Here is a 20,548-nt window from a genome sequence, read left to right as displayed (position 1 = left end):
TCAGCCAGTTGGTAGAGGTGGCTTAGTTGGCGGTCGTTGACCTGGTGCAGAAAAATGAGCTTGTCTTTTAGGGGTTCAATTTGCTTTTGCAGGCTGCGCAGATAAGGCGTGGGTTTGCCCACCACCACCAAGGGCAGCCCGTTATCAGCGAGTGCCATGGTTTTCAGGATCGTTCCCAGGTTTTTGCGGGCTTCAATGGTTCCCACCGTAAGCATAAACCGGTTGGGAAGCTTTAGTTGGCTTTGGGTTTGCTTTAAGTCTTCGGCCGGGGCCACTTCAAAATACATGGAATTGATGGCTTGGTCGATCACCTCGATCTTGGCCGGATTGACGCCGAAGAAGCCACACAGGTCGTTTTTTGTTTGCTGGCTGATGGCGACGATTTTGTCTGCTTCGCGGCAGGCGTATTCCACTTTGCGACGGTAGATTTTGCGGTCGGACGGTTTGTAGAACTCCGGGTGGCGCATAAAAATCAGGTCGTGTACGGTCACCACACTTTTGACGGCTGTTTGTTGAATGCCGATGGGGAGTTCGTGACTCAGACCATGATAAATGTCCAGTCCTGCCTTGTCGGCCAACCGGGTCAGCCGGTAGCTGCGCCAGAGTGGTTTAAGGGCTTTCCACCAAAAACTACGGGGCCGAACCAACGTTGTGTGTTGCGGTGGATGAAAAAGGCGGTTGTTTGAATTGGGGCTGAACAACAGGTAATCGTTCTGTGGATAAAATTGGGCAACTGAGCGGATGGTCGTGCGGCTGTAGTTTCCTAAACCAGCCGGGTTGAGGAATGCTCGTTTGGCATCGAAGCCGATTTTTAGTTTTTCATCCATTCGCCAAAAATACAAAATCAGGTTGAACGCAGTGTCTGATGTTTGTGAAAAAGAATCGATTCATTTGGGTGAAAAGCGAATGAAGGCAGTCGAATACTATGGATCATTTCAGTGTTGGGAGGACTTAAAATGGAGCTTGGCAGGAAACTGCGATAAACGGGCGGACTTTCCAAATCATATTATCCGTTGGCTTATCAGCCGGATTTTACTTTTTGTCTTCACACAAAAAGTAAACAAAAAACTCAAGGCTGATTTTTATCTGCAAGCTCCATCTTCCGAAAAGCTAAGTTCGGCGGGTGATTTCACTCGTTAAGATTAATTGTTTTTAACGGTAACTCGTGGAACTCGCAAGCTCGTTTCCTCCTGTCGTCGGAACTTCCCACCTGCACTAAGCTTTTCGTTTGATTCCACTTTTGATAAAAATAGGCCGCTCCAAACCAAGCATCATTTTATTACACCCCTTTCTCAATTCCTCTCCGGTTCTTATCTAATTAAGCCGACAATTGACGAATCTCTAACAGGGCATTTCGTTTTAAATTGATTTGTCCTTGCCTCCCAAACATTGAACTGAGCCAATAAAATTGATTTCCATTGTCTTCAGCTGTCTTCTTTTTTTTCATAAAAAAGCCGGAAATGAAAACATCTCCGGCTTCGCTTATGAAAGTTCTAAATTTTATTCAAATTCGTTGGCGGCATCAAAATCCAGCGTCGCGAACAAGTCGTCGAAGGTTTCGGCACGGCGGATTTCAACCACTTCGCCGTTCGGACGCAGCAACAGTTCAGCCGAGCGTAGCTTGCCATTGTAGTTGAATCCCATGGAATGGCCGTGCGCACCGGTATCGTGAATCACCACCAAGTCCTCGGGATTGATTTCCGGAAGCAGGCGGTTAATGGCAAATTTGTCGTTGTTCTCACACAACGATCCGGTCACATCGTACAAATGTCGGTGCGGTGCAGTTTCCTTTCCCATCACGGTAATGTGGTGGTAAGCGCCGTACAAGGCCGGACGCATGAGGTTGGCCATGCACGAGTCGAGGCCGGCATATTTTTTATAGGTTTCTTTGATGTGCAGCACCCGGGAAACCAAAAATCCGTAAGGTCCGGTAATGGCGCGTCCCGATTCGAAGTATATCTTCAGCGGATCCAGTCCGTTGCCCACGATCAATTTCTCATACAATTCTTTTATTCCTTCGCTTACGCGGTTCAGGTTCACCGGTTTGTGTTCGCTTTTGTATGGAATGCCGATGCCACCACCCAGGTTGGCAAACTCAAACCGAATATCCAGCTCTTTGGCCAGATCCACAATCACATCAAAAATGATCTCGGCGGTTTCAACAAAGTAGTCGGCATCCAGCTCGTTCGAAGCCACCATGGTATGAATGCCGAAGCGTTTTACGCCTTTGTCCTTCAGTTTTTTGTAGCCCTCAAATAGTTGCTCGCGGGTAAATCCGTATTTCGAATCTTCGGGCTTGCCAATAATGATATTGCCGCCTTTCAGGGTGCCGGGGTTGTACCGGAAGCTGATTAATTCGGGAAGCCCCGCGTGTTCTTCCAGGTAGTCGATGTGCTTGATATCGTCGAGGTTGATAATCGCACCCAGTTCCATGGCTTTCTGGTATTCGTAAGCGGGCGTATCGTTCGAGGTGAACATGATTTCTTCGCCGCGCATACCCACTTTTTCGGCCAGCAGCAACTCGGCCATCGAGCTGCAATCGATTCCGAAGCCCTGCTTGCGCAAAAGCCTCATCAGGTATGGGTTTGGCGCTGCTTTGATGGCATAGTACTCTTTGAAACCTTCGTTCCATGAAAAGGCTTCGTTGAATTTCTGGGCATAATCCAGCATGCCTTTTTCATCATAAATATGAAAAGGCGTGGGATGTTTTTCGATAATCTGTTCTAACTGTTCTTTGTCGAAGGGTAATTTTTTCTCCAGCATACATTGTGTTTTTTGCAAAAAACAAAGATAGGAATTTGCAAAGATTATTTAGAATAAATCTGCATAAGGCGCCGGGCTGTTAACAAACATTTGATGTGAACCCGCGCGAAATGGTGGTCTATTGTAAATCACTTAGCAGTTCCGCACTCAAGTATCCGCTGGCAATTTCGCGAACTTCACCGGTCATTCGGATTTGCCAGTCTTTGGCGATCTCGAGTTTGAGCGTTCCACCCGGCATGTTCACCTTCAGTTTTCGGTTGGTCAGTCCTTTCTTCACCATCACGGCAGCCACGGCGCTCGATGAGCTTCCGGAAGCCAAGGTGTAGCCGGCACCGCGTTCCCAGATCAGGATCTCCACTTCGTCGCGCGAAAGCACTTTGGCAAACTGCAGGTTGATGCGGTTCGGAAACTTGGGGTGGTTTTCAATCTCGCTGCCGTACTGTTTGATTTCGGCTTCCGACAACTCCTCTTTTAAAATAACGCAGTGCGGATTGCCCACCGACACACAGTTGATGAGGTAGGACTGGTTTTCCAGGGAGAGGGTTTCGTCCAAACATTCCGTTAAGTCGCTGTTCACCGGAATTTTGGCCGCTTCAAAAATCGCTTTCCCCATATCCACCTGTATGGTTCGGGCTTTTTCGTTGTCCGTTTCCATCACTTCGGCATAAACCACGCCGCCCAAAGTATCAATGCTGAAGGTTTTGCTTTTGGCCAAGCCATAGTCGTATAAATATTTGGCAAAAATACGTAGGCCATTGCCGCTTTTTTCGGCTTCCGAACCATCGGGGTTGAGGATCCGCAGGCCAAAGTCAGCTTTCGTCGAATCCACCAAAAGCAAAATGCCATCGGAGCCAATGCCGTAGTGCACATCGCAAATGGTTTTGATGTTTTCAACGTTCATCTCGAAGCTGATTTCGTGGCTGTTCATCACAATGTAGTCGTTTCCCAGGCCGTGCGATTTTACGAAGAAGTCTTTCATGAGCATGTTTTTTATCGGATGTTTTAACAAAAGTAACAAGTGTTTTTGATTTGGGTGAAGTTTTTTTTGTGAAGATGGAGACGTTCGTTTTCGGATGAGTTTTCAAGGCAGAATTCCTTGCGGAAGTTAATCCTCATGATCCGCCGTCACCAACTTGATCGCTTGCTTCAGCTTTTGGTGAGCCTGGTGAAGTTGCCGTTTGGCTTGCTCAAAATCTTCGAGCCGCTGATTGAGGTAGGCCTCCTCATTGAATGTGCCGTGGATCATGAATTCATCAAATTTTTTAATGACATCGTCCAGCGTGCGGGTGGCGGTTTGCCATATTTTTTGCGTTTCGGTAGCCAGTGTTTCTTGTTTTTCGTTGGAAGTGGTTCGGGCAAAGTAGGCCGCGTCGGCAGTTCGGTAAGCCGCTTGGCGGATGCAAGCAACCAGGCTATCCAGATCTTCGCGGGCATCAATCAGGTGGCGGTTAATTTCTGTGCGGTCGTAGGCACCGTCCAAAAATCCCAGGTGGGCAGCCGACTTTTTCGACGCCTCCATGGCTTGTTCACTGAGCTGGAAAGCATCTTGGAACGCCCGCTCCAGCGTATCCTGAGCCCACGTGCTCAGGTTCAGCAAAAGGAGAATGAAAAGAAAAGCCGGCATCTTCATCAGTTGAAAAGTTTTCATTGGCAGAACGAAAATCAGCTCGTTCTATTGTTTTGTGCACCCTTTTGGTGTTTCCAGCGTTTGTGCGACCACAGGTAAAATTCAGGTTGCGCCTGAATCCGGCTTTCAATCTTTCGGACATACCGGTGGAGGATCTCATCGGGCGGCAACGATGCCGGACTGTCCGCCAGTAGTTCGAAGTGGATTCGGTAGTGGCCGCGTTTCACTTTTTCAACATGCTGATAAAGCACCGGAAAATTGGTGCACCGCGCCAAGGCTTCGGGGCCCGGGAAAAAGCCGGCATCCTGGTTCAGAAACGTCGTCCAAAAGCGGGCGTTGGCCAGGGGGCGTTGGTCGGCACAAAGCCAGGTGAGCGTTGGTTTTTGTCGTTTTTCGTAGTCCAGTACTTTTTTTACGATTTTTTTGGTCGAAACCAGTTCGCCGCCAAAGCGCTCGCGCATTTGGTTAATGGCCGCGTCCCAGCGCAGGTTTCGTGCCGGATTGTAAACCAGCAGGCAATGGTGTTTCAGTTGATGGGGCAAAATGGCGTTCCACTCCCAGTTGTTGTAATGCATGGTCAACACGATGACGCTTTTACCTTCATCAAAATAACGATTGACCAACTCCGGGTTTACCACTTCCATTCGTTTTTTTAATTTTTCAGGCGAAATGGTTTTTAGCTTGAAGGCTTCGAACAGCAAATCGCATAAATGGTGATAAAATTGGCGGGACAGCAGCTTGATTTCAGAATCAGATTTTCCGGGAAAGGATCTTTCCAGGTTCTCAAGCACTACCTGATGTCGGTAAGCAAAAACATAGAACGTGAGGATGTAAACCAGATCGGACAGGGCATAGAGCAAACGGAAGGGAAGGCGCGACAACAGGTCAAGTCCGGCCAGAGCAATATGGAAGACCACTTTTTTCATTCTTGCTGCTTAGGTAGTCGCTCAATGAGTTTGATTCCTTCAGGGCGTTGGTGCTTCCAGCGGCGGTGCGACCACAGCCAGTATTCGGGCGTTTCCTGAATGATTTTTTCCATCCGGTCGATGTAGGTTAGTAGAATATCATCGGGGTTTGCCTTCGCTGGCTCGGGAAAAAGTTCTATAAAATGAACTTCATACCTGGATCGGCCAAGCTTACGCACGTAATGAAGAAACACCGGCTGATTGGTTTTCTCTGCAATTTTTTCGGGACCGCTGAAGAAAGGGGTTTCCTGGTTCAGGAACGTCGTCCAGAAACGGGTGTTTGGCGCTGGGGTTTGATCAGCGCCCAGCCAAATGCATCCCGGGCGTTCGGTTTTATCAAACTGGATGGCTGTTCGGGCCGACTTGTGTACCGGAACCGAAATGGCGCCAAAGCGTTCGCGCATACCGAGGATGAAGCGCTCCATTTCGAGGTTATTGCGGACCGGGTTGTAAACCATCAGCAGCTGGTGGCTGGACAGGCGTTGCAGGCTGGCGCTCCACTCCCAGTTGTTGTAGTGCATGCCCAGCAAAATAATACTTTTTTGCTGACGGAAATAGGCTTCCGTTTTTTCGAGGCCGTAGAGCGTAATGCGCTTGTCCAGTTCTTTTTCAGAAATGCTGTGTAGCTTGATGCCTTCCAGCCCGATGTCGCACAGATGACGGTAAAATTTGCGGGCAATGGCGTCAATTTCCTGCTCAGTTTTCTCAGGAAAGGCATTCCGCAGGTTGGTATAAACCACTTTTTTACGGTAGCCTACCACATGGAAAAGCACCAGGTACATCAGGTCGGATAGGGCGAACAGCACCGGAAAAGGCAGATATGACAATGCTTTCAGGAAGCCGATGAGTGCTTGGTTGATGATTTTTTTCACAGGTTCAGTTTTTAGCGTTGTTGCTTAATGGTTCGAATAGCCGTTGGATGCCGTGCATTGTTGCTGAGCACAGTGTTCCGCAGCCGGAAGCTTTACGCTCGTGCAAGATGCAAAAAATAATCTAACCTAAACATGGTCTGCTTACGACGTCAAACAGATTGGATCAATTTTGATAGGAAGAAGTTGAAGACAGTTGAAAACGTTCGAATACAATGGTTCCCCATTGCCTCCCAATGTCTTCAATCGGTTTCTTGCTCGCATTAAAATTGCAGAGGAATAAAAATAAGCAAGCATCCTGCTGTTTGCATCGAACGGACGGAATTAGCCTTCCCGCTCAATCAACGGAATGTCAGCCGGGCGTTGGTGTTTCCAGCGGCGGTGCGACCATAGCCAATATTCGGGTTGATCGCGAATAATCGTTTCCATCTTGTCGATGTAGCGAAGCAATGTGGTTTCGGGTTTTGCCTTTTTGGGTTCGGCAATAAGCTCGGTGAGAATAATCTCATATTTTCCACGGGCCACTTTTCGGGTGTGATGAAAGAATACCGGCTGGTTGGTTTTGTGGGCAATCTTTTCGGGGCCGCTAAAAAATGGCGTTTCCTGGTTCAGGAACATCGTCCAAAATTTGGAATTCTCAGCAGGTGTTTGATCGGCGCCAAGCCACAACAGCCCGGGGCGGTCGGTCTGGTCAAACTGAATGGCCATGCGTGCCGACTTGTGCACCGGAACGGTCGTGCCTCCAAAACGTTCGCGCATGCTTAAAATGAAACGTTCCATCTCGAAATTGTTGCGCACCGGATTGTACAGCATCAAAAACCGGTGGCTCGAAAGCCGCTGCACCGAGGCTCCCCACTCCCAGTTGTTGTAGTGCATGGCCAGTACGATGATGCTTTTTTTCTTCCGAAAATAAGCCTCCATCTTTTCTACGCCGGTCACTTTCAACCGCTTGTCGAGTTCCTCCTCGCTGATGCTGTGTAGTTTAATGGCTTCGAGCGACACGTCGCATAAATGATGAAAGTATTTGCGTGCAATCTGATCAATTTCTTTTTCTGTTTTCTCCGGAAATGAATTGCGCAGGTTTTCGTACACCACTTTCTTGCGGTATCTGAAAACATAAAACAGCAGGATGAAGGCTCCGTCGGAGATCAGGTATAAAAGCCAAAACGGTAAGTAAGAGAAGGCTTTAAGAAAGAGAACAATAATGTTGTTGATAATTTTTTGCATGCTTACCGACTTCAGAAGCCTGCAAATTTAGGATTTTTTTAAGAAGAAAATTAGGAATATGTCAGCAGAAATAGGCAACTTGGTGGCTTCGATGGTTTAATTTGAAAATTTACATAGTTTGATCGATATGAAGAATGTGACCTTCTCTTTTTTGCTTTTGCTGCTGGGATCTCCAGCTTTTTCGCAGGTTCAGATCATTGCACACCGGGGCGCGTCGTATCTGGCGCCTGAGAATACGGTGGCTGCCGCCAAGCTGGGCTGGGAGTTGAATGCCGATGCCGTGGAAATTGATATTTACCTGTCGAACGACGGGCAGGTTATGGTGAATCATGATCACACCACCAAACGCACCGGGACAGACAGTTTGGTGATTGCGGAAACCCATTCGGATGAATTGCGGAAGCTGGATGTGGGTCGGTGGAAGGATGAAAAGTACGCGGGCGAAAAAATGCCTTTTGTGTCGGAAGTGCTGGAAATTGTTCCGAAAGGGAAAAAGTTGGTGATTGAAATCAAGTGTGGCCCGGAGGTGCTTCCCGCGCTGAAGAAAGCGGTGAAAGCCAGTGGCAAGAAAAAGCAAGTTGTTTTTATCGCGTTCGGCTGGGAAACGATTTTGGAAACCAAGAAGCAGTTTCCGAAAAACGACTGTTATTGGCTGAGCTCGAAAGCAGAAGGGTTGGCCGGCCGGATGAATGAAGCGGCTCAATTGGGCTTGGAGGGAGTGAACCTGCATTACAAATTGGTGAATCAGGAGGTGATGGGTCATGCTGCCCGGTTGGGTTTGGATGTGCTGTCCTGGACGGTGGATGATCCGGACGAAGCCAAACGACTGGTCGATCTGGGTGTTTCGGCAATCACGACCAACCGCCCTGCCTGGTTACGGGAGCAGCTGTATGCTGTGGAATAAACTCCAGAAATCCAGCAATTTCAAATTACAGTCTATCGAGCCATGCTTTCAACAGTTCAGTTGCTTCGATCATTTTGGGGCAATGGGTTTTCAGGAATGTTTCGTCCAGTTCAAGGTCTTTCCATTCCGTCATGGCTTTTTCGAGTACCAGCTTTCCGTCAAAATCAACATAGGCCATGCGGCAGGTCAATTCTTCGGGTTGGCGGCCAAAGTCCATGCCGGGCAAGATCGCGACACCTGTTTCCTGAAGCAAGGATTCACATAGTTCAAATGAAGTCAGAATCCCTTTGTTGGCCAGCTGGATGCGATAACGGTTGAAATTGGGAAACAGGTAGAACCCACCTCTGGGCGTTGGCATGGTCAGGTGCGACTCCCGGAGTTGGTTGGTCATGTAATTTCCCAATGTTTTCAAAATCCGCCGCGAATGAAACAGGTATTTATCGATCTCCGGGCGATCTTCGAATGCGGTGATGGCTGCATACTGAATGGGTGCGCTGGTTGAGGTAAAGGTTTCACTGGCCACAATGGCCATGGCATCTTGCAGCCAGCGCAGGTTTTCGGGAAAGGTAAAAGTGCCCAACCGCCAGCCGCCCGCGCCGGCCCATTTGCTCAATCCACTGCTGATGATCGTTCCTTCGGGATAAAACTGGGCAATGGACACGTGTTGGCCGGAGTGATCGAGCAGGCTGTAAATCTCGTCCGAGATCAGGATCAGCTTGTATTTTCGGGCGACTTCGGCTAGTTTTTTCAGTCGGGCTTTGGGGTAGGTCGATCCGGTGGGGTTCGAGGGGTAGTTCAAAATCACCACGCGTGGCCGATCCGGATCCGAACGGCAAATCAAATCCAGCTTTTCAGGGCTCAGCCGCCAGTCGTTTTCCTCGGTGGTAGGCACCCAGGTCACATGCCGACCGGCAATGCGTGCTTGTGGCGAGTACGAAACCCAGCTGGGCGTTGGAATAATCAGTTCACCGTAGTACACCAGTTGTAAAATAAAAATCAGCTCCTTCGACCCGGGACCAATCATAATGTCATCGGGTGAGCAGGCGATGCCCTGGCGCCGGAAATTGAATTTGGCAATGGCCTCCCGAAGCGGCAACAATCCCCTCACGGATAAATAGTCTTTTTGGTGAGCGTTCTGCCGGAGCGCTTCCTGCACAATATCGGGAACCGGAAAGGGCGACTGTCCCAGTCCTAGTTTGTAAACGGTTTTACCTTGTTTGATGAGCTCGTTGCTCCGTTCGTTTATTTGGAGGGTGGCCGATTGATTAAGGCCACGCACATTGAGGTTGAGGTTGACAATGGGATTGTTTTTGCGGATTTTTGGCATCGTTGATGGTTTTTTCTACTAAAAAATTATACCTGGCTTTTGGTTAAATGGTTTCTTTTGGAGAAGTATTCTTTTTGCAAGCACTTGTTGGTAAGTCTCTTATGAGGTTAAGAAACTGTTGAGCAGGTTCAGGTGAAGGAAAGAACTAGTCGATTGGGCGGGCTACTAAAATGCCGGTGTAGCTTTTTTTCGCCTGTAGAAAGTCGGCAAGCGGTTCGTCCGAGATCACCACTTGCATGCCAGCGGTTGAGGCATGCATCAAATGAATCCGGCCGCCCACTTCAACCAAAATACCAACATGCGTCACATCGAGGCCTTTGATGCTGGTGGCCAGTCCAACCAAATCACCTTCCTTTAAATTTGACTCCTTGCTTTCCACTGCCTCTTTGGGCACAAAAAAATAGTTGCGGGCAGAAATTGCCTTTTCCTGTTCGGCCAGGGAACTCACCAATTCGGGGTTTTCTTTCAATACCGGGTAGCTCTCCGGATGGGTCGACATGAAATTAACCATCACATTCAGCGGCTGCCCAAATTCATTGGCGGCTTGGCTGATCAGGCCTTTCTGCTCATTGTCGTAAATCCAGTCGCTGAAATAGTGCAGCCGCGAGAGGTATCCGTCGCGTTGTCCTTGTCGGTAGCGCAGGTTTTCAAGTTCGCCGATATAGGTTGAAAAGTCAGGGTTCTTACTTTTTAGCGTCCGGGCAATGGCCAGCGCAGTTTCGGCAAAGGTGGTACAGTCCAGTCCTTCCAGCTCAATGGTCAGCGGTTCGTCTATCCCATGTTCCAGGGTTTGCTCTTCGTAAGCTACGCCCAAAAACTCCCTGCCAACCGCGGCCACCAATTGCCCCATGGGCTGGCCGGCCTCGTCAGCCAGCTTGTTTACGACTGACTGAAACTTCGTGCTGTCGGCCAATTGACACACGATCTCGGATGAAGCGGTTTGCTGTGTTTGGGCCGTTTGGCACGCCAGAAACAAGAAAATACTGAGGCTGATCAAGAGGATTCGAATCATGGCTGATGGATTTGGAGTTGAAATTACTAAAATAAAATTCGATCGCAAGGTAGGGTAATCTTCTTTTTAAACGGTTAGAGAATGAAAAGCAGCAATTATTGCTTAACTTTTCGGGGCAATAAAAGCCGCAAGGCTGAAGTGGCGCGTTTCGAAACCAAGATGATTTGACCTTGACAAAGTACGAGTTTAAAACGTTGTTTGACCAGAATTTTGATGTGATTCGAAATTACATCTATTACCGGTCGGGCGATCCGGATTTGGCGACAGATTTGGCTCAGAATGTGTTTTTGCGCCTGTGGGAAAAGCAGCCGGATTACCATGCCAAAGCCACGGTCGGCTTGCTCTACAAGATGGCTGGCGATGAATTCGTCTCCCAATATCGCCGGCAAAAGCTGGCGCTGAACTACAAAAACTCGCTGGCATTTTCGATGGAGGACGTGTCGCCCGAAGAAGAGCTGGAGTACAAGGAATTGCAGCAGCGCTACGAAAAGGCCCTGGCCGGATTACCGGAAAAGCAGCGGGTGGTTTTTTTAATGAGCCGAATGGATGGGCTGAAGTACCATGAGATTGCCGAGCGCCTGCACATTAGTGTCAAGGCGGTTGAAAAGCGAATGAAAAATGCCCTGGACGATTTGAAATCGAAACTTAAAGTAAAATGAAGAACGAGACAAACGATAGGAACCAAGCGAACAAGCTTCTCACCCGGCTGGATCGGCTGAATGACCGGCTGGAGATTCCGTACTCCCGGTCGAAGGCTGAGGTGTGGGCGGCGATGGAAGCCCGGCTGGAACCGAAGGCTCCTGTAAAAACCATCAAGCTGGTGCACCGGCCGGTTTTTCGTTTGGCAATGGCCGCTTCTGTTTTACTGATGGTTGGCCTGATTGGGCTGATGCGCTTTTATTCCGTTGATATGACGACCAGTCCCGGACAACAGCTGGTGGTCGATTTGCCGGATGGCTCAACGGTTCACCTGAGCGCCGTTTCGACGGTGAGCTACCACCCCTATTGGTGGCGGTTTGCACGCGAACTGGACCTGGAGGGAGAAGCTTTTTTTGAGGTGGAACCCGGCAGTCGGTTTACCGTGAGTTCGACCATGGGGGCAACTTCGGTATTGGGGACCCGTTTCAATGTTTACGCACGTGGCGAATCGTACCGCGTGGCCTGCCAAACCGGGAAAGTGAAAGTTGTCGGGCAGCAGAACGGATCGGAAGTGATTTTGACAGCCAATGAAAAGGCAGCGTTGAAAGCCGGAAACGGATTCGAGGTGCAGCGGGGAATTAATTTTGAAGCCGAAGCCGCCTGGATCAATGATGAGTTCGATTTCAAAAATAAACCATTGGTGGAAGTTTTGGAGGAAGTGGAACGGCAATATGGCGTGCATATTCAGGGCAAGGATGTGTTGAATGACGGAACTTACGATGCCTCTATCTCCGGGCGTTTGGTTCGGTCTGAACTGAACACGGAATCGATTTTGGAGATGATTTGTACGATTTATAATCTTAAATTTGAAAAGCTTAATTCGAGCGAATACCGGATTCGTCAAAACCAATAAATCAACTTGAAAAAGAAGGCCCTTCTGCTCGGTTTGCTCTTTTCAACTTTGCTGACACTGGCGCAGCAGGTTGAACTGGATTATCAGGAACAAAGTCTGAGCACGATTCTTATTGATTTTTGCGAACGTTATGAGCTGCAATATTCGCTGGATGATCGCTATTTCTCAAATTTCACGGCAACAGTCTCGCGGCAATTTTTTTCACCCGAAGAAGCTTTTGATTATTTATTGAAGGACCTTCCGGCGGCCTATAAAAAAGTGGGTGCCGTGTATCTGTTTTATCAAATTAGCCCCGTTCCCATTCAAAAAAACTACTCCTTGAGTGGTCGCTTCACCGATAAATTGACCTCGGAATCCTTGCCCTATACCCATGTGGTGGTTGACGGAACAGGCCTGGTTAGCGATCAGGAAGGGAATTTTTCTTTCGTTGGAACGAATGAGCAATTTCATTTGCAAGCCTCCTACTTGGGATACTTTTTGCTCGATACCATTGTTTTTGCCGGAACCCATCACCAGTTTTTGCTCCGTCCATCCAATTTTCGTATTCGCGAAGTTGAAATAACGGGCTTGAAAGTTGTCCGCTCCTTGCAGGTTGGAAACAAGCCGGGGGTGTTGCGCCTGAATCATCAAATTGCACAGTTTCTGCCAGGAAATGGTGACAATTCCATTTTTAATTTGCTGCGCCTGCAACCTGGCATTTTGGCTGCTGGCGAACAATCGAACGACCTGGTGATTTGGGGCAGTTACGAAGGGCAAAGCCAGGTGCTGTTTGATGGCTTTACCTTGTTTGGCATGAAGAACTTCAACGATAATATCAGTGCGGTTAATCCATTAATGGCGAAGGATATTCAGGTGTTGAAAGGCGCTTATGGAGCCGACCAGGGCGGACGGGTTGGCGGCCTGGTGAATATTACTGGCTTGGACGGCGATTTAAACCGGCCTCGTTTGAAGTTAGGCTTGAACAACATGACGCTGAATGGCTTACTTAGTGTGCCCGTTGCTCAACAATCGGCGCTCACGGTTGCTTTTCGGCAAACCTATTACGAATTGTATGATTCCAAACAGCTTTCCTTTCGCAGTGGGCGCGCCGGAAATTCGCCCAACACCAGCGAACGGACAATCTATCCGGATTACAATTTTCGGGATTTGAATCTTAAATACTCCGGTACGAACGCGAATGGCGATTCATATGGAATCAGCGCTTTGTTGAGCGAAGACCGTTTTTCGTATTTACTGGATGTGGCGAGTGAGCAGTCGCGTTTTGACTATGAGGATCATGAACACAACAAACAACAGGCGGTTTCCGGATTTTTTCAGAAGCGATGGGTGGATGGAAGCCGAAGCAAAATGTCGGCAGCCTATTCCAGCCTCGACAAGGAAGTCCGGACCTTACGCGCCATCGGCCGGCAGCAGTCGGGACAGGGCGGGCAAGGCCAAGGGCCGGGACAGGGGCCCGGCGGTTCGGTGAGTGTGCTGAATGAAGATCAGACCCTGAGGAACGCAGTGGCAGAAGGACAGATCAGCCTAACTCATCAGCTGGCTTTGGCAGAACAGCATCAGCTGGAGTTGGGCACTGGCTGGGTGGTCAATCCCATTGAATTCAGCGAAGACTCTTTCCAGGTTCAGCTGGTTGATCAGCGGCTGGAAGCTTCGCGACTAAATTTCTACGCCCAGGATGCGATGTCGTTTGGTTCGCGGCTCGAACTCAAATTGGGTTTGCGAGCCAATTATTCACTAAACCTCGACAAATGGTATTGGCAACCCCGGGCTTCGGCCAGCCTGACACTGGCCGAAGGGCTGAAGCTGAACCTGGCCGCCGGACGGCACAACCAGTTTATCACACGCAGCTCGCTGGTGGACAATGTGGGCAATTATCACTATTTGTGGTCGGTTAGCGACGATCAGTCCTTGCCTGTTTTGGAGGCAACGCATGGCGTGGTAGGACTGACCTACCATCGAAACAGTTTCACGTTAAGTGTAGAGGGTTTCACAAAGCAAACCGATGGGCTAACCCGCTACATCGACCGGTTTGAAGCGCCGAGTTTGTATCGTGGCGAAAGCAAATCCAGGGGAATCGACTTTTTTGTGAAGCAGGAGTATAAGGGTCATTCGGCCTGGATGACCTATACGCTAAGCGAAACCCTCGAGAAGTTTGACTATTTTACCCAGCCTTTTTTTCAGCGCGCTTTGCACGATCAGCGGCACGAACTGAAGGGCGCCCTTTTGCTGAATTTCAATCCAATCCATCTGTCTTCGAGTTATGTTTTTGGCTCGGGCTTTCCCGATCCGCGTTTGGCTCTGGATGGCGAGTTTGAGCGGGATTATCATCGGCTGGATGTGGCTGCCGCTTACCAATGGCATGCCCGGACATTCACGCTCGAGACCGGGCTTTCAATTTTGAATGTGCTGAATCACGCCAACCTGAAATACGCCAACTTCATTGTTTTGCCCGAAGATCAGGATGTTTCGCTAAACCTTCATGCCGAAGCCATTCCTTTTACACCAACGGTTTTTCTCAATGTATTCTTTTAAAAATTCTTCTGAACCGGCCAGGTTTGTCGGAAGTAGTTTGCACCTCTCCAAATTCACAATCAAAAAACATACTTTCAGAAAAAAATCGTAGAACTGGGTAGGGTAAAAACAATCTGATGCGGTTTGCAGATGAAAGACAGTCAAAATAATTCATAAAAAGAACACAAGATGAAAACAATGATGAAAACATTCGCAGTACTGGCCCTGATGGGAGGGATGACAATTACCACCGTGTGGGCCCAGGGAAATGGTGACCAAATTCGCGATCGGATCCATCAGGATTCGGATGGTGACCAAGACAAGGATCAAGACCGGGATCGTCTCCGCTTGCAAGATCCAACATTGAAGTTAACCGGTGAGCAGCAGTCCATATTGAATCAGGCACGTGCCAATGGACAAGAGTTTAGAGAAGCTTTCCGGGCTACTTTTTCCGAAGAACAGTTGGCTATTTTGGAAAACACGGAAATGACCCGGGAAGAAAAACGGACAGCTTTGCAGGCTTCATTTTCTGTAGAGCAAAAGGAAATGCTCGAAGCCCATCAGCAACTTCGCCTGGAATATCGCGAACAAATGCAGGCCAATATGGGCGAAGGTCAGATGCAACAAGTCCGGAAACGCTTACAGCAGCACCAGGAAAACTCCGATGGACTGGGTGATGGCGTTCAGCAACGTGTCCGGAATCAGGTTCATCAGTCAACCCAGGCTCAAATGGAAGAGCAAATGAAAGAACAGGTTCAACAACAAGCTCAGCAAAGAGCTCAGGAAAATGCTCAGCAGGGAGGTCACAAAGGAAATGGTAAAGGGGGAAACTAGCTCAAATGACCATTGAGCAGGTATAGCTCGCTGGCAACAACAGTTGCCGCGGGCTTTATCTTACTGAATTTCCGCCAGTTTATTTCATGTCATTAAAAAGTCATTTATAGTCATTTTATTGTCATTGATCGTTTTAAAACAACTTAATGACCACCCAATGACTAGGAATGACAATAATTGAAAGCTATCATCATGAGAAAACTACTTACCATCGGATTTATTTTCATGCTTATTTTCAGTCAAAGCCTGAAAGCCCAGCAGCCGCATATGACGGATGAATTGCGGGAAGCAAGACTTGATTCGTTGTTGAATGAGGTGATTTTTGACGATGATGAACTGAGCTTCTTGTTTGGCGTAAAAAAGAGCTTTCAGTTTTTATACTTCCGCAGTAGTTTTGACTCGCGGACCTTTTTTGCCGGACGCGAAATTGGTGTGCAGCAGCACAATCTGTCGGGACAGCTGTACTATTTGCATTCCAAAGGCTTTTATGCCGGCGTTTCGGGAGCCTGGTACAGCCAGCTCGATCCTGGTTATCGCACGACAATCCTGACGGGCGGATACAGTAACAGTCTGAAGAAAATGGATTTTTTCAGGTATCGCTTTTCGTATGATTATTTCCTCTTCAACAATGACGATCCCGAATTTGATCCGCTTTATTCCAGTGCGCTCAATGCCGGAATCACCCTAAAAAGCAAAAGCCTGGGCACCCGTTTCGACGCTTACTTTTTGCTCGGCGATGATGTGGGCACAAGCCTGTCGTGGGATGCTTTTGCCTACCTGGACTTGGTTCGCCTGGGCACCTACGATCAAATCAGGCTCGAACCGGAAGTGTCGCTTTATTTTGGTTCTGAACTGGTTGAGTACCAGTTAAACGAAGTAATCATTGATCCGGTGACCAACATCGGATATGACTACTATTTTGAAGATGCTTTTGGCTTGATGAATTTGCAATTACAACTGCCCTTAAATATCAAGTACAAGCGATTTGATTTTGAAGCGGCCTGGATATACAACCTTCCGCAAACCATGGGCGATGGCATCAGCTACGACGAGAGCTCGTTTTTTCGTCTTTCGCTGGGGTACATTCTGAGTTTGTAACGGGCGTTTTAATTTTTTGAGCTGTTGTTGGTTGCCCGATTTGTCCAGACATTCACTGCGGCTTCATTAACACTTGCCGGAGCCAGAATTTTGTCTTTGGTGTATTGCCGGGCCTGTTTTTTTGTGAGTTGGTGGCTCCAGCCCACGCGTTGCCCGCTTGGAGCTCCTTCACCCGAATTTTGGTACTCTGCATAAAAAGCGGTTTGGTCGCGTGAGGTGCCGCCCCAGTTTGCCCATCCTTCCGATACAATGTGGGCACCCAGTTCACAATTCATAAAAACAACCTGAGCATAATCGCGCCACGGACGGCCGAGGAAAACTTTTTTGACACCTTCGGCGGCTGTCAGTTTACAAGATTTAAAAACGTAGCCAAACGCTTTCCCTTTGGGCGTGCTGGCCGCGGTAATGTACGAATCGCTCAAACTGTGAATGGTGCAACGTTCGAAAAACGCAGTGGCTTCTCCAAAAATAAAGTCGGTGGTCCCTTCAATGTGGCAGTCGGAAAAATACTGTCGGCTGGTTTCGCCTTCGGTGTAAAGCGTGTCCTGGTGTCCCAGGAGGCGACAGTTTGTAAACGAGCACCGATCGCCATTCACATGCAGGGCAACGGCTTGCCCTACGGGGCCGGCCGTGTTGGCAATGGTCAGGTTCTCGGCATGAAAATCATTGGCCTCCACTTTTAACGTATAGGTGTAGAAGGTGCTGTTTCTTCCCCGGTCAATTTTATCGAAATAATCGTCGTAGGTGAGGATGGTTTTTTCGGCGCTCTCGCCAATCAACGAAAGCTTGGTGTTGCAGGCCGGCACGAGTACTTTTTCTCGGTAAATTCCATTTTTGATGAAGATGGTCACCCGCTCATCGGGAAAGGCTTTGCTGGCATCAATGGCTTCCTGGATGGTCGAAAAATCACCACTGCCATCTTGCGCAACAGTCAGTTTTGTTTCGTGCTGAGCTGACGCCAGACCGGCAGAAAAGAGGAACATTCCAAGGAAGAAAAAGTATTTCGAAAGTTTCATTTTTTTATCATTTAAATTGTTTATCAAGGAAGGTCACCATGTAGTTGACCGTTTGATCAAACCACGGGTGAAACAGCCAAAACGGGTGCGGCGTATCAGGAATGGTTTGTACCTCGGTGTAAATTCCGTATTCGTCCAGTTTTTCAATCACCTGATCCCTACCGGCATGAAAGCGTGGCAATGCGCTGTTGATAAACAAGATCGGGGGTGTGGTTTTCCCGGCATAAATCAAGGGCGATGCCTCCACCCATTTTTCGGGCGCTTCTTTGTAAGTTGCCCCAAACCAGTAGGCGCCGGCAGAGCGTTTGTTGGGGTCATCATCCTTTGCACTTTCGTTGGGATCGGTAAAGTCCAGGATGCCATCCATGTCGATAATGGCCTGAATACTTACCGGCTGATTCATGTTTGCGGAATAGCCATCAAATTTTTCCACATTGGCGGTCATGCCAACCAATGCGGCCAATTGTCCTCCGGCCGAGCTTCCGGAAATGGCGATGCGGTCTGTATCGATGTTGTATTTTTCAGCATTAGCCCGTAAGTAGCGAATGGCGGCTTTAATGTCGTGCACCGCAGCCGGGTAAAGTGCTTCGGGCGACAGGCGGTATTCAACCGTTGCGGTGACATATCCTTTGGCGGCGATTTGTTGTGCCATGGGCCCTTGCGCCGCTTTGCTGCCCGAACGCCAGCCACCGCCAAAGATTAAAATCAGGGCCGGATATTTTCCTTCGCTTTTGGGTTGAAAAAGGTCCAAATGCAAATCGCGTTTGCCGTATTTCGTTTCGAGCAAGCTGGCGTAAACCAGGTCGCAGGTCGCTTTGACGTTTTCCGGCAAATGCGGCTTCACAATTTCAGCATCCGGAAAATCTTTCTTGATCTTCATCCAGGCCGAATAAGGCGTGAAAGAGGTATCTCTTGGGATGCCATCGATTTCAACCAGTTGCGAGAAAGTCTGACTGGAGAGAAAGATCAGAAACAAGATGAGGGCTGAAGTTTTCATTTTCGATTCGCTTAAAAGAGATAGGAACCGTCAAAAATAAGACAGTCTCTTAATAAATCAAATAGAGCCATATTCTTCCGCCAAAAGATCGGTGATTAGGCGCCCAGCTTTTCCACCTCATCCAATTCGAAAATCAGATAGTCGGTTGTGAGCTCTTCGTTGAAAATCGAATTGATCATAGCCCGGGCTACGGTTTTGGCGTGAATAGGACGGTATTTTTTGAAGACATACTGGGTCAACCAGCGCATGACTTTGATCCCGATTTTTTCAGCAGTCCGTTTTTCCTGGCGGTCGCCATCGAGGATGGATGGGCGTAGGATGATAATCTTTTTGAAATCCAGCCCTTTAACGGCTTCGTCCAGCTCCCCTTTCATTCTCGAATAGAAAATTTTGGAGTTGGTATTGGCACCGGCCGATGAGACCAGGACAAAATCAGCTACCCCATTTTTCACAGCTGTTTCAGCAGCCTGGTATTGGTAGGTGTAGTCAATTACAAACTGTTTTTCCTTGCTACCTGCTTTTTTTAGGGTCGTTCCCAGCGTTGAGAAAAGCACGTCTCCATTGATGAGTGAGGCCCATTCAGTCATTTCATCAAAATTTACCAGCTGTTCGTTGAGCTTTGGGTGCGACTGACCGGTTGCCCGACGGCTGAAAACCCGCACTTGTTCAAAGCGATCGTCGTTTAGCAGTTGCTGTAGCAAATGGCTGCCAACCAGTCCGGTGGCTCCAATGAGGTTGGCGGTCAATTTTTTCATCATCTTAAATCAGGGATTAGTTTGTCTGCGACCAACTGGTTAAAGTGGTCGGTAATGGTCTTCTCGAAGGGGGTGAAGCTCATCTTCAGATCCGCTTTCACATACGAGTTGTCAAATACAAAATCGTAACCCACGTTAAGCTTGACAAAGCTTCGCGAGAATCCCATGAAGGGACCAACAAGCTGAAAGAGCCATTTGGGAACATATTTTTTCGGGAGCCGATACTTGGGATATTGTTTTCTGATGACATCGGCAATGGCCAGGAAGTCTTTTTGATGGGCTGCGGTGAGGTGCCGCCCGCTAGCCGATGCCGTCAGCCCTGCCAGAATATGGGCCCGGGCTACGTCGCGAACATCAACAATGGCTTGATCGCCTTTTGGGGCGCCTGTTTTATATTTTCCTGAAAACAGCTGAATCATCAGGCCGATGCTGGTGGAATCAGTTCGCTGGCTCAGCGATGGGCCAAGAATAAAGCCCGGGTTGATGACGACCAGATCCCAGCGGTTTTGCTTTTTTGCAATCGACCACGCTTCTTTTTCCGCCATGGTTTTTGAATATGGATAAGGTTGGTGATTGACCGAGCTGGTGGCGTTCCAGCATTTCTCGTTGAACACGCCCTTGTGCAGTTCGTGTACGTCAATGGCATCGCCCACCATGGCCACGATGCTTGACGTGAGCACTACCCGTTTGACGGATTTGGAATCGTTGGCCGAAAAAAGCACGTTGCGCGTTCCCTGCAAGGCCGGTTGCACCAGCTCCTTGTCGGCATTTTTGATGCCCGAAATTTTGAATGGCGATGCGGTGTGGATCACCAGTTCGCAGCCGTCCATCGCTTGCTGAAATGAATGGTCGAGCAGCAGGTCGGCTTCGTAAACAGATAGTTGGCCCTCACTTTTGCTGGCCATGTCGAGCAAGTGTCGGTATTTTTGCTGGTTGGCTTTGTCTCTGACCGTTGTGTTCACACGAAAGCCTTCGTCGAGCAGTTGTTTAACGATCCACGATGCCAGATAACCGGTTCCTCCGGTCACCAGTATGGGTTTACTTTTATCCATTGTTTCCATTGTTTCTTCTGTATTTTTCTGTGTTGAGTT

General features: G+C 48.6%; 20 protein-coding genes. 7 read left to right on the top strand and 13 right to left on the bottom strand.

Features of this window, described 5'->3' with window-relative positions; translation table 11 throughout:
* Nucleotides 1–827 (bottom strand): glycosyltransferase family 4 protein (locus NC99_RS17250; RefSeq protein ID WP_053186629.1); only part of this gene is annotated, 827 nt, incomplete at its 3' end.
* A 79-nt stretch (nt 828–906) separates the two neighbouring features.
* On the opposite strand from NC99_RS17250, the gene NC99_RS17245 reads away from it, so the two are divergent.
* Nucleotides 907–1,140, top strand: coding sequence for a hypothetical protein (locus tag NC99_RS17245; protein ID WP_157625015.1), 234 nt, complete (start codon nt 907–909; stop codon nt 1,138–1,140).
* Between the two features lie 360 nt (nt 1,141–1,500).
* On the opposite strand, the gene NC99_RS17240 is transcribed toward NC99_RS17245, so the two are convergent.
* The 6 genes from NC99_RS17240 to NC99_RS17215 all read right to left on the bottom strand — a co-directional run bounded on the left by NC99_RS17240 (nt 1,501) and on the right by NC99_RS17215 (nt 7,451).
* Nucleotides 1,501–2,763 carry a diaminopimelate decarboxylase family protein gene (locus NC99_RS17240; protein WP_053186623.1) on the bottom strand — a complete coding sequence of 421 codons (1,263 nt, stop codon included), beginning with the start codon at nt 2,761–2,763 and terminating at the stop codon, nt 1,501–1,503.
* Nucleotides 2,764–2,881: 118 nt separating this feature from the next.
* A complete protein-coding gene (gene dapF, locus NC99_RS17235; RefSeq protein ID WP_053186642.1) occupies nt 2,882–3,742 on the bottom strand; it encodes a diaminopimelate epimerase in 861 nt (286 codons plus the stop codon).
* 126 nt (nt 3,743–3,868) lie between these two features.
* Nucleotides 3,869–4,411: a hypothetical protein gene (locus tag NC99_RS17230; RefSeq protein ID WP_053186621.1), complete on the bottom strand. Its 543-nt coding sequence runs from the start codon at nt 4,409–4,411 to the stop codon at nt 3,869–3,871.
* Between the two features lie 14 nt (nt 4,412–4,425).
* Nucleotides 4,426–5,316: a lysophospholipid acyltransferase family protein gene (locus NC99_RS17225; protein WP_053186620.1), complete on the bottom strand. Its 891-nt coding sequence runs from the start codon at nt 5,314–5,316 to the stop codon at nt 4,426–4,428.
* Nucleotides 5,313–6,227 carry a lysophospholipid acyltransferase family protein gene (locus tag NC99_RS17220; RefSeq protein WP_053186618.1) on the bottom strand — a complete coding sequence of 305 codons (915 nt, stop codon included), beginning with the start codon at nt 6,225–6,227 and terminating at the stop codon, nt 5,313–5,315. The genes NC99_RS17225 and NC99_RS17220 overlap by 4 nt, the downstream gene beginning before the upstream one ends.
* Nucleotides 6,228–6,548: 321 nt before the next feature.
* A complete protein-coding gene (locus NC99_RS17215) occupies nt 6,549–7,451 on the bottom strand; it encodes a lysophospholipid acyltransferase family protein (protein ID WP_053186616.1) in 903 nt (300 codons plus the stop codon).
* Nucleotides 7,452–7,578: 127 nt separating this feature from the next.
* On the opposite strand from NC99_RS17215, the gene NC99_RS17210 reads away from it, so the two are divergent.
* Complete coding sequence (locus NC99_RS17210) at nt 7,579–8,355, top strand: glycerophosphodiester phosphodiesterase (RefSeq protein WP_053186611.1); 777 nt, start codon at nt 7,579–7,581, stop codon at nt 8,353–8,355.
* A 25-nt stretch (nt 8,356–8,380) separates the two neighbouring features.
* Here NC99_RS17210 and NC99_RS17205 read toward each other — a convergent pair whose 3' ends face one another.
* The gene (locus NC99_RS17205; protein ID WP_053186608.1) at nt 8,381–9,682 is read right to left on the bottom strand and encodes a pyridoxal phosphate-dependent aminotransferase; all 1,302 of its coding nucleotides are present in this window, start codon (nt 9,680–9,682) and stop codon (nt 8,381–8,383) included.
* A 145-nt stretch (nt 9,683–9,827) separates the two neighbouring features.
* On the bottom strand, nt 9,828–10,694 hold the full coding sequence (locus NC99_RS17200; protein WP_053186605.1) for an N-acetylmuramoyl-L-alanine amidase-like domain-containing protein: 867 nt from the start codon (nt 10,692–10,694) through the stop codon (nt 9,828–9,830).
* Nucleotides 10,695–10,858: 164 nt separating this feature from the next.
* Between NC99_RS17200 and NC99_RS17195 the strand changes: the two genes are divergently transcribed.
* The 5 genes from NC99_RS17195 (at nt 10,859) to NC99_RS17175 (ending at nt 16,689) form a co-directional block, all read left to right on the top strand.
* Nucleotides 10,859–11,353: an RNA polymerase sigma factor gene (locus NC99_RS17195; RefSeq protein WP_239684475.1), complete on the top strand. Its 495-nt coding sequence runs from the start codon at nt 10,859–10,861 to the stop codon at nt 11,351–11,353.
* Nucleotides 11,350–12,246, top strand: a complete 897-nt coding sequence (locus NC99_RS17190; RefSeq protein WP_053186598.1) for a FecR family protein — start codon at nt 11,350–11,352, stop codon at nt 12,244–12,246. The genes NC99_RS17195 and NC99_RS17190 overlap by 4 nt, the downstream gene beginning before the upstream one ends.
* Before the next feature lie 6 nt (nt 12,247–12,252).
* Nucleotides 12,253–14,778 carry a TonB-dependent receptor gene (locus tag NC99_RS17185; RefSeq protein ID WP_053186597.1) on the top strand — a complete coding sequence of 842 codons (2,526 nt, stop codon included), beginning with the start codon at nt 12,253–12,255 and terminating at the stop codon, nt 14,776–14,778.
* Nucleotides 14,779–14,946: 168 nt separating this feature from the next.
* Complete coding sequence (locus NC99_RS17180; protein ID WP_053186595.1) at nt 14,947–15,591, top strand: hypothetical protein; 645 nt, start codon at nt 14,947–14,949, stop codon at nt 15,589–15,591.
* A gap of 192 nt (nt 15,592–15,783) precedes the next feature.
* Nucleotides 15,784–16,689, top strand: a complete 906-nt coding sequence (locus NC99_RS17175; RefSeq protein ID WP_157625009.1) for a hypothetical protein — start codon at nt 15,784–15,786, stop codon at nt 16,687–16,689.
* Between the two features lie 8 nt (nt 16,690–16,697).
* Here NC99_RS17175 and NC99_RS17170 read toward each other — a convergent pair whose 3' ends face one another.
* From NC99_RS17170 to NC99_RS17155, 4 genes are all read right to left on the bottom strand, one after another.
* Complete coding sequence (locus NC99_RS17170) at nt 16,698–17,705, bottom strand: pectinesterase family protein (protein WP_053186638.1); 1,008 nt, start codon at nt 17,703–17,705, stop codon at nt 16,698–16,700.
* A 7-nt stretch (nt 17,706–17,712) separates the two neighbouring features.
* Nucleotides 17,713–18,702, bottom strand: a complete 990-nt coding sequence (locus NC99_RS17165) for an alpha/beta hydrolase (protein ID WP_053186589.1) — start codon at nt 18,700–18,702, stop codon at nt 17,713–17,715.
* 95 nt (nt 18,703–18,797) lie between these two features.
* Nucleotides 18,798–19,460, bottom strand: coding sequence for an NAD(P)H-binding protein (locus NC99_RS17160; protein WP_204375042.1), 663 nt, complete (start codon nt 19,458–19,460; stop codon nt 18,798–18,800).
* Nucleotides 19,457–20,509 carry an SDR family oxidoreductase gene (locus NC99_RS17155; RefSeq protein WP_204375041.1) on the bottom strand — a complete coding sequence of 351 codons (1,053 nt, stop codon included), beginning with the start codon at nt 20,507–20,509 and terminating at the stop codon, nt 19,457–19,459. Before NC99_RS17155 ends, NC99_RS17160 begins: the two co-directional genes overlap by 4 nt.
* Nucleotides 20,510–20,548: the final 39 nt, after the last annotated feature.

Origin of the sequence: Sunxiuqinia dokdonensis, from assembly GCF_001270965.1 — a bacterium.
Lineage (GTDB): Bacteria > Bacteroidota > Bacteroidia > Bacteroidales > Prolixibacteraceae > Sunxiuqinia > Sunxiuqinia dokdonensis.
This window is presented reverse-complemented; position numbering and strand designations above follow the sequence as displayed.

Coding starts and splice junctions, on each gene's coding strand:
- NC99_RS17165 (WP_053186589.1), bottom strand. CDS start 18,702: ATGAAAACTTCAGCCCTCATCTTGTTTCTGATCTTTCTCTCCAGTCAG.
- NC99_RS17245 (WP_157625015.1), top strand. CDS start 907: ATGAAGGCAGTCGAATACTATGGATCATTTCAGTGTTGGGAGGACTTA.
- NC99_RS17175 (WP_157625009.1), top strand. CDS start 15,784: ATGAGAAAACTACTTACCATCGGATTTATTTTCATGCTTATTTTCAGT.
- NC99_RS17225 (WP_053186620.1), bottom strand. CDS start 5,316: ATGAAAAAAGTGGTCTTCCATATTGCTCTGGCCGGACTTGACCTGTTG.
- NC99_RS17160 (WP_204375042.1), bottom strand. CDS start 19,460: ATGATGAAAAAATTGACCGCCAACCTCATTGGAGCCACCGGACTGGTT.
- NC99_RS17240 (WP_053186623.1), bottom strand. CDS start 2,763: ATGCTGGAGAAAAAATTACCCTTCGACAAAGAACAGTTAGAACAGATT.
- NC99_RS17170 (WP_053186638.1), bottom strand. CDS start 17,705: ATGAAACTTTCGAAATACTTTTTCTTCCTTGGAATGTTCCTCTTTTCT.
- NC99_RS17155 (WP_204375041.1), bottom strand. CDS start 20,509: ATGGATAAAAGTAAACCCATACTGGTGACCGGAGGAACCGGTTATCTG.
- NC99_RS17205 (WP_053186608.1), bottom strand. CDS start 9,682: ATGCCAAAAATCCGCAAAAACAATCCCATTGTCAACCTCAACCTCAAT.
- NC99_RS17215 (WP_053186616.1), bottom strand. CDS start 7,451: ATGCAAAAAATTATCAACAACATTATTGTTCTCTTTCTTAAAGCCTTC.
- NC99_RS17210 (WP_053186611.1), top strand. CDS start 7,579: ATGAAGAATGTGACCTTCTCTTTTTTGCTTTTGCTGCTGGGATCTCCA.
- NC99_RS17180 (WP_053186595.1), top strand. CDS start 14,947: ATGAAAACAATGATGAAAACATTCGCAGTACTGGCCCTGATGGGAGGG.
- NC99_RS17200 (WP_053186605.1), bottom strand. CDS start 10,694: ATGATTCGAATCCTCTTGATCAGCCTCAGTATTTTCTTGTTTCTGGCG.
- NC99_RS17190 (WP_053186598.1), top strand. CDS start 11,350: ATGAAGAACGAGACAAACGATAGGAACCAAGCGAACAAGCTTCTCACC.
- NC99_RS17230 (WP_053186621.1), bottom strand. CDS start 4,411: ATGAAAACTTTTCAACTGATGAAGATGCCGGCTTTTCTTTTCATTCTC.
- dapF (WP_053186642.1), bottom strand. CDS start 3,742: ATGAAAGACTTCTTCGTAAAATCGCACGGCCTGGGAAACGACTACATT.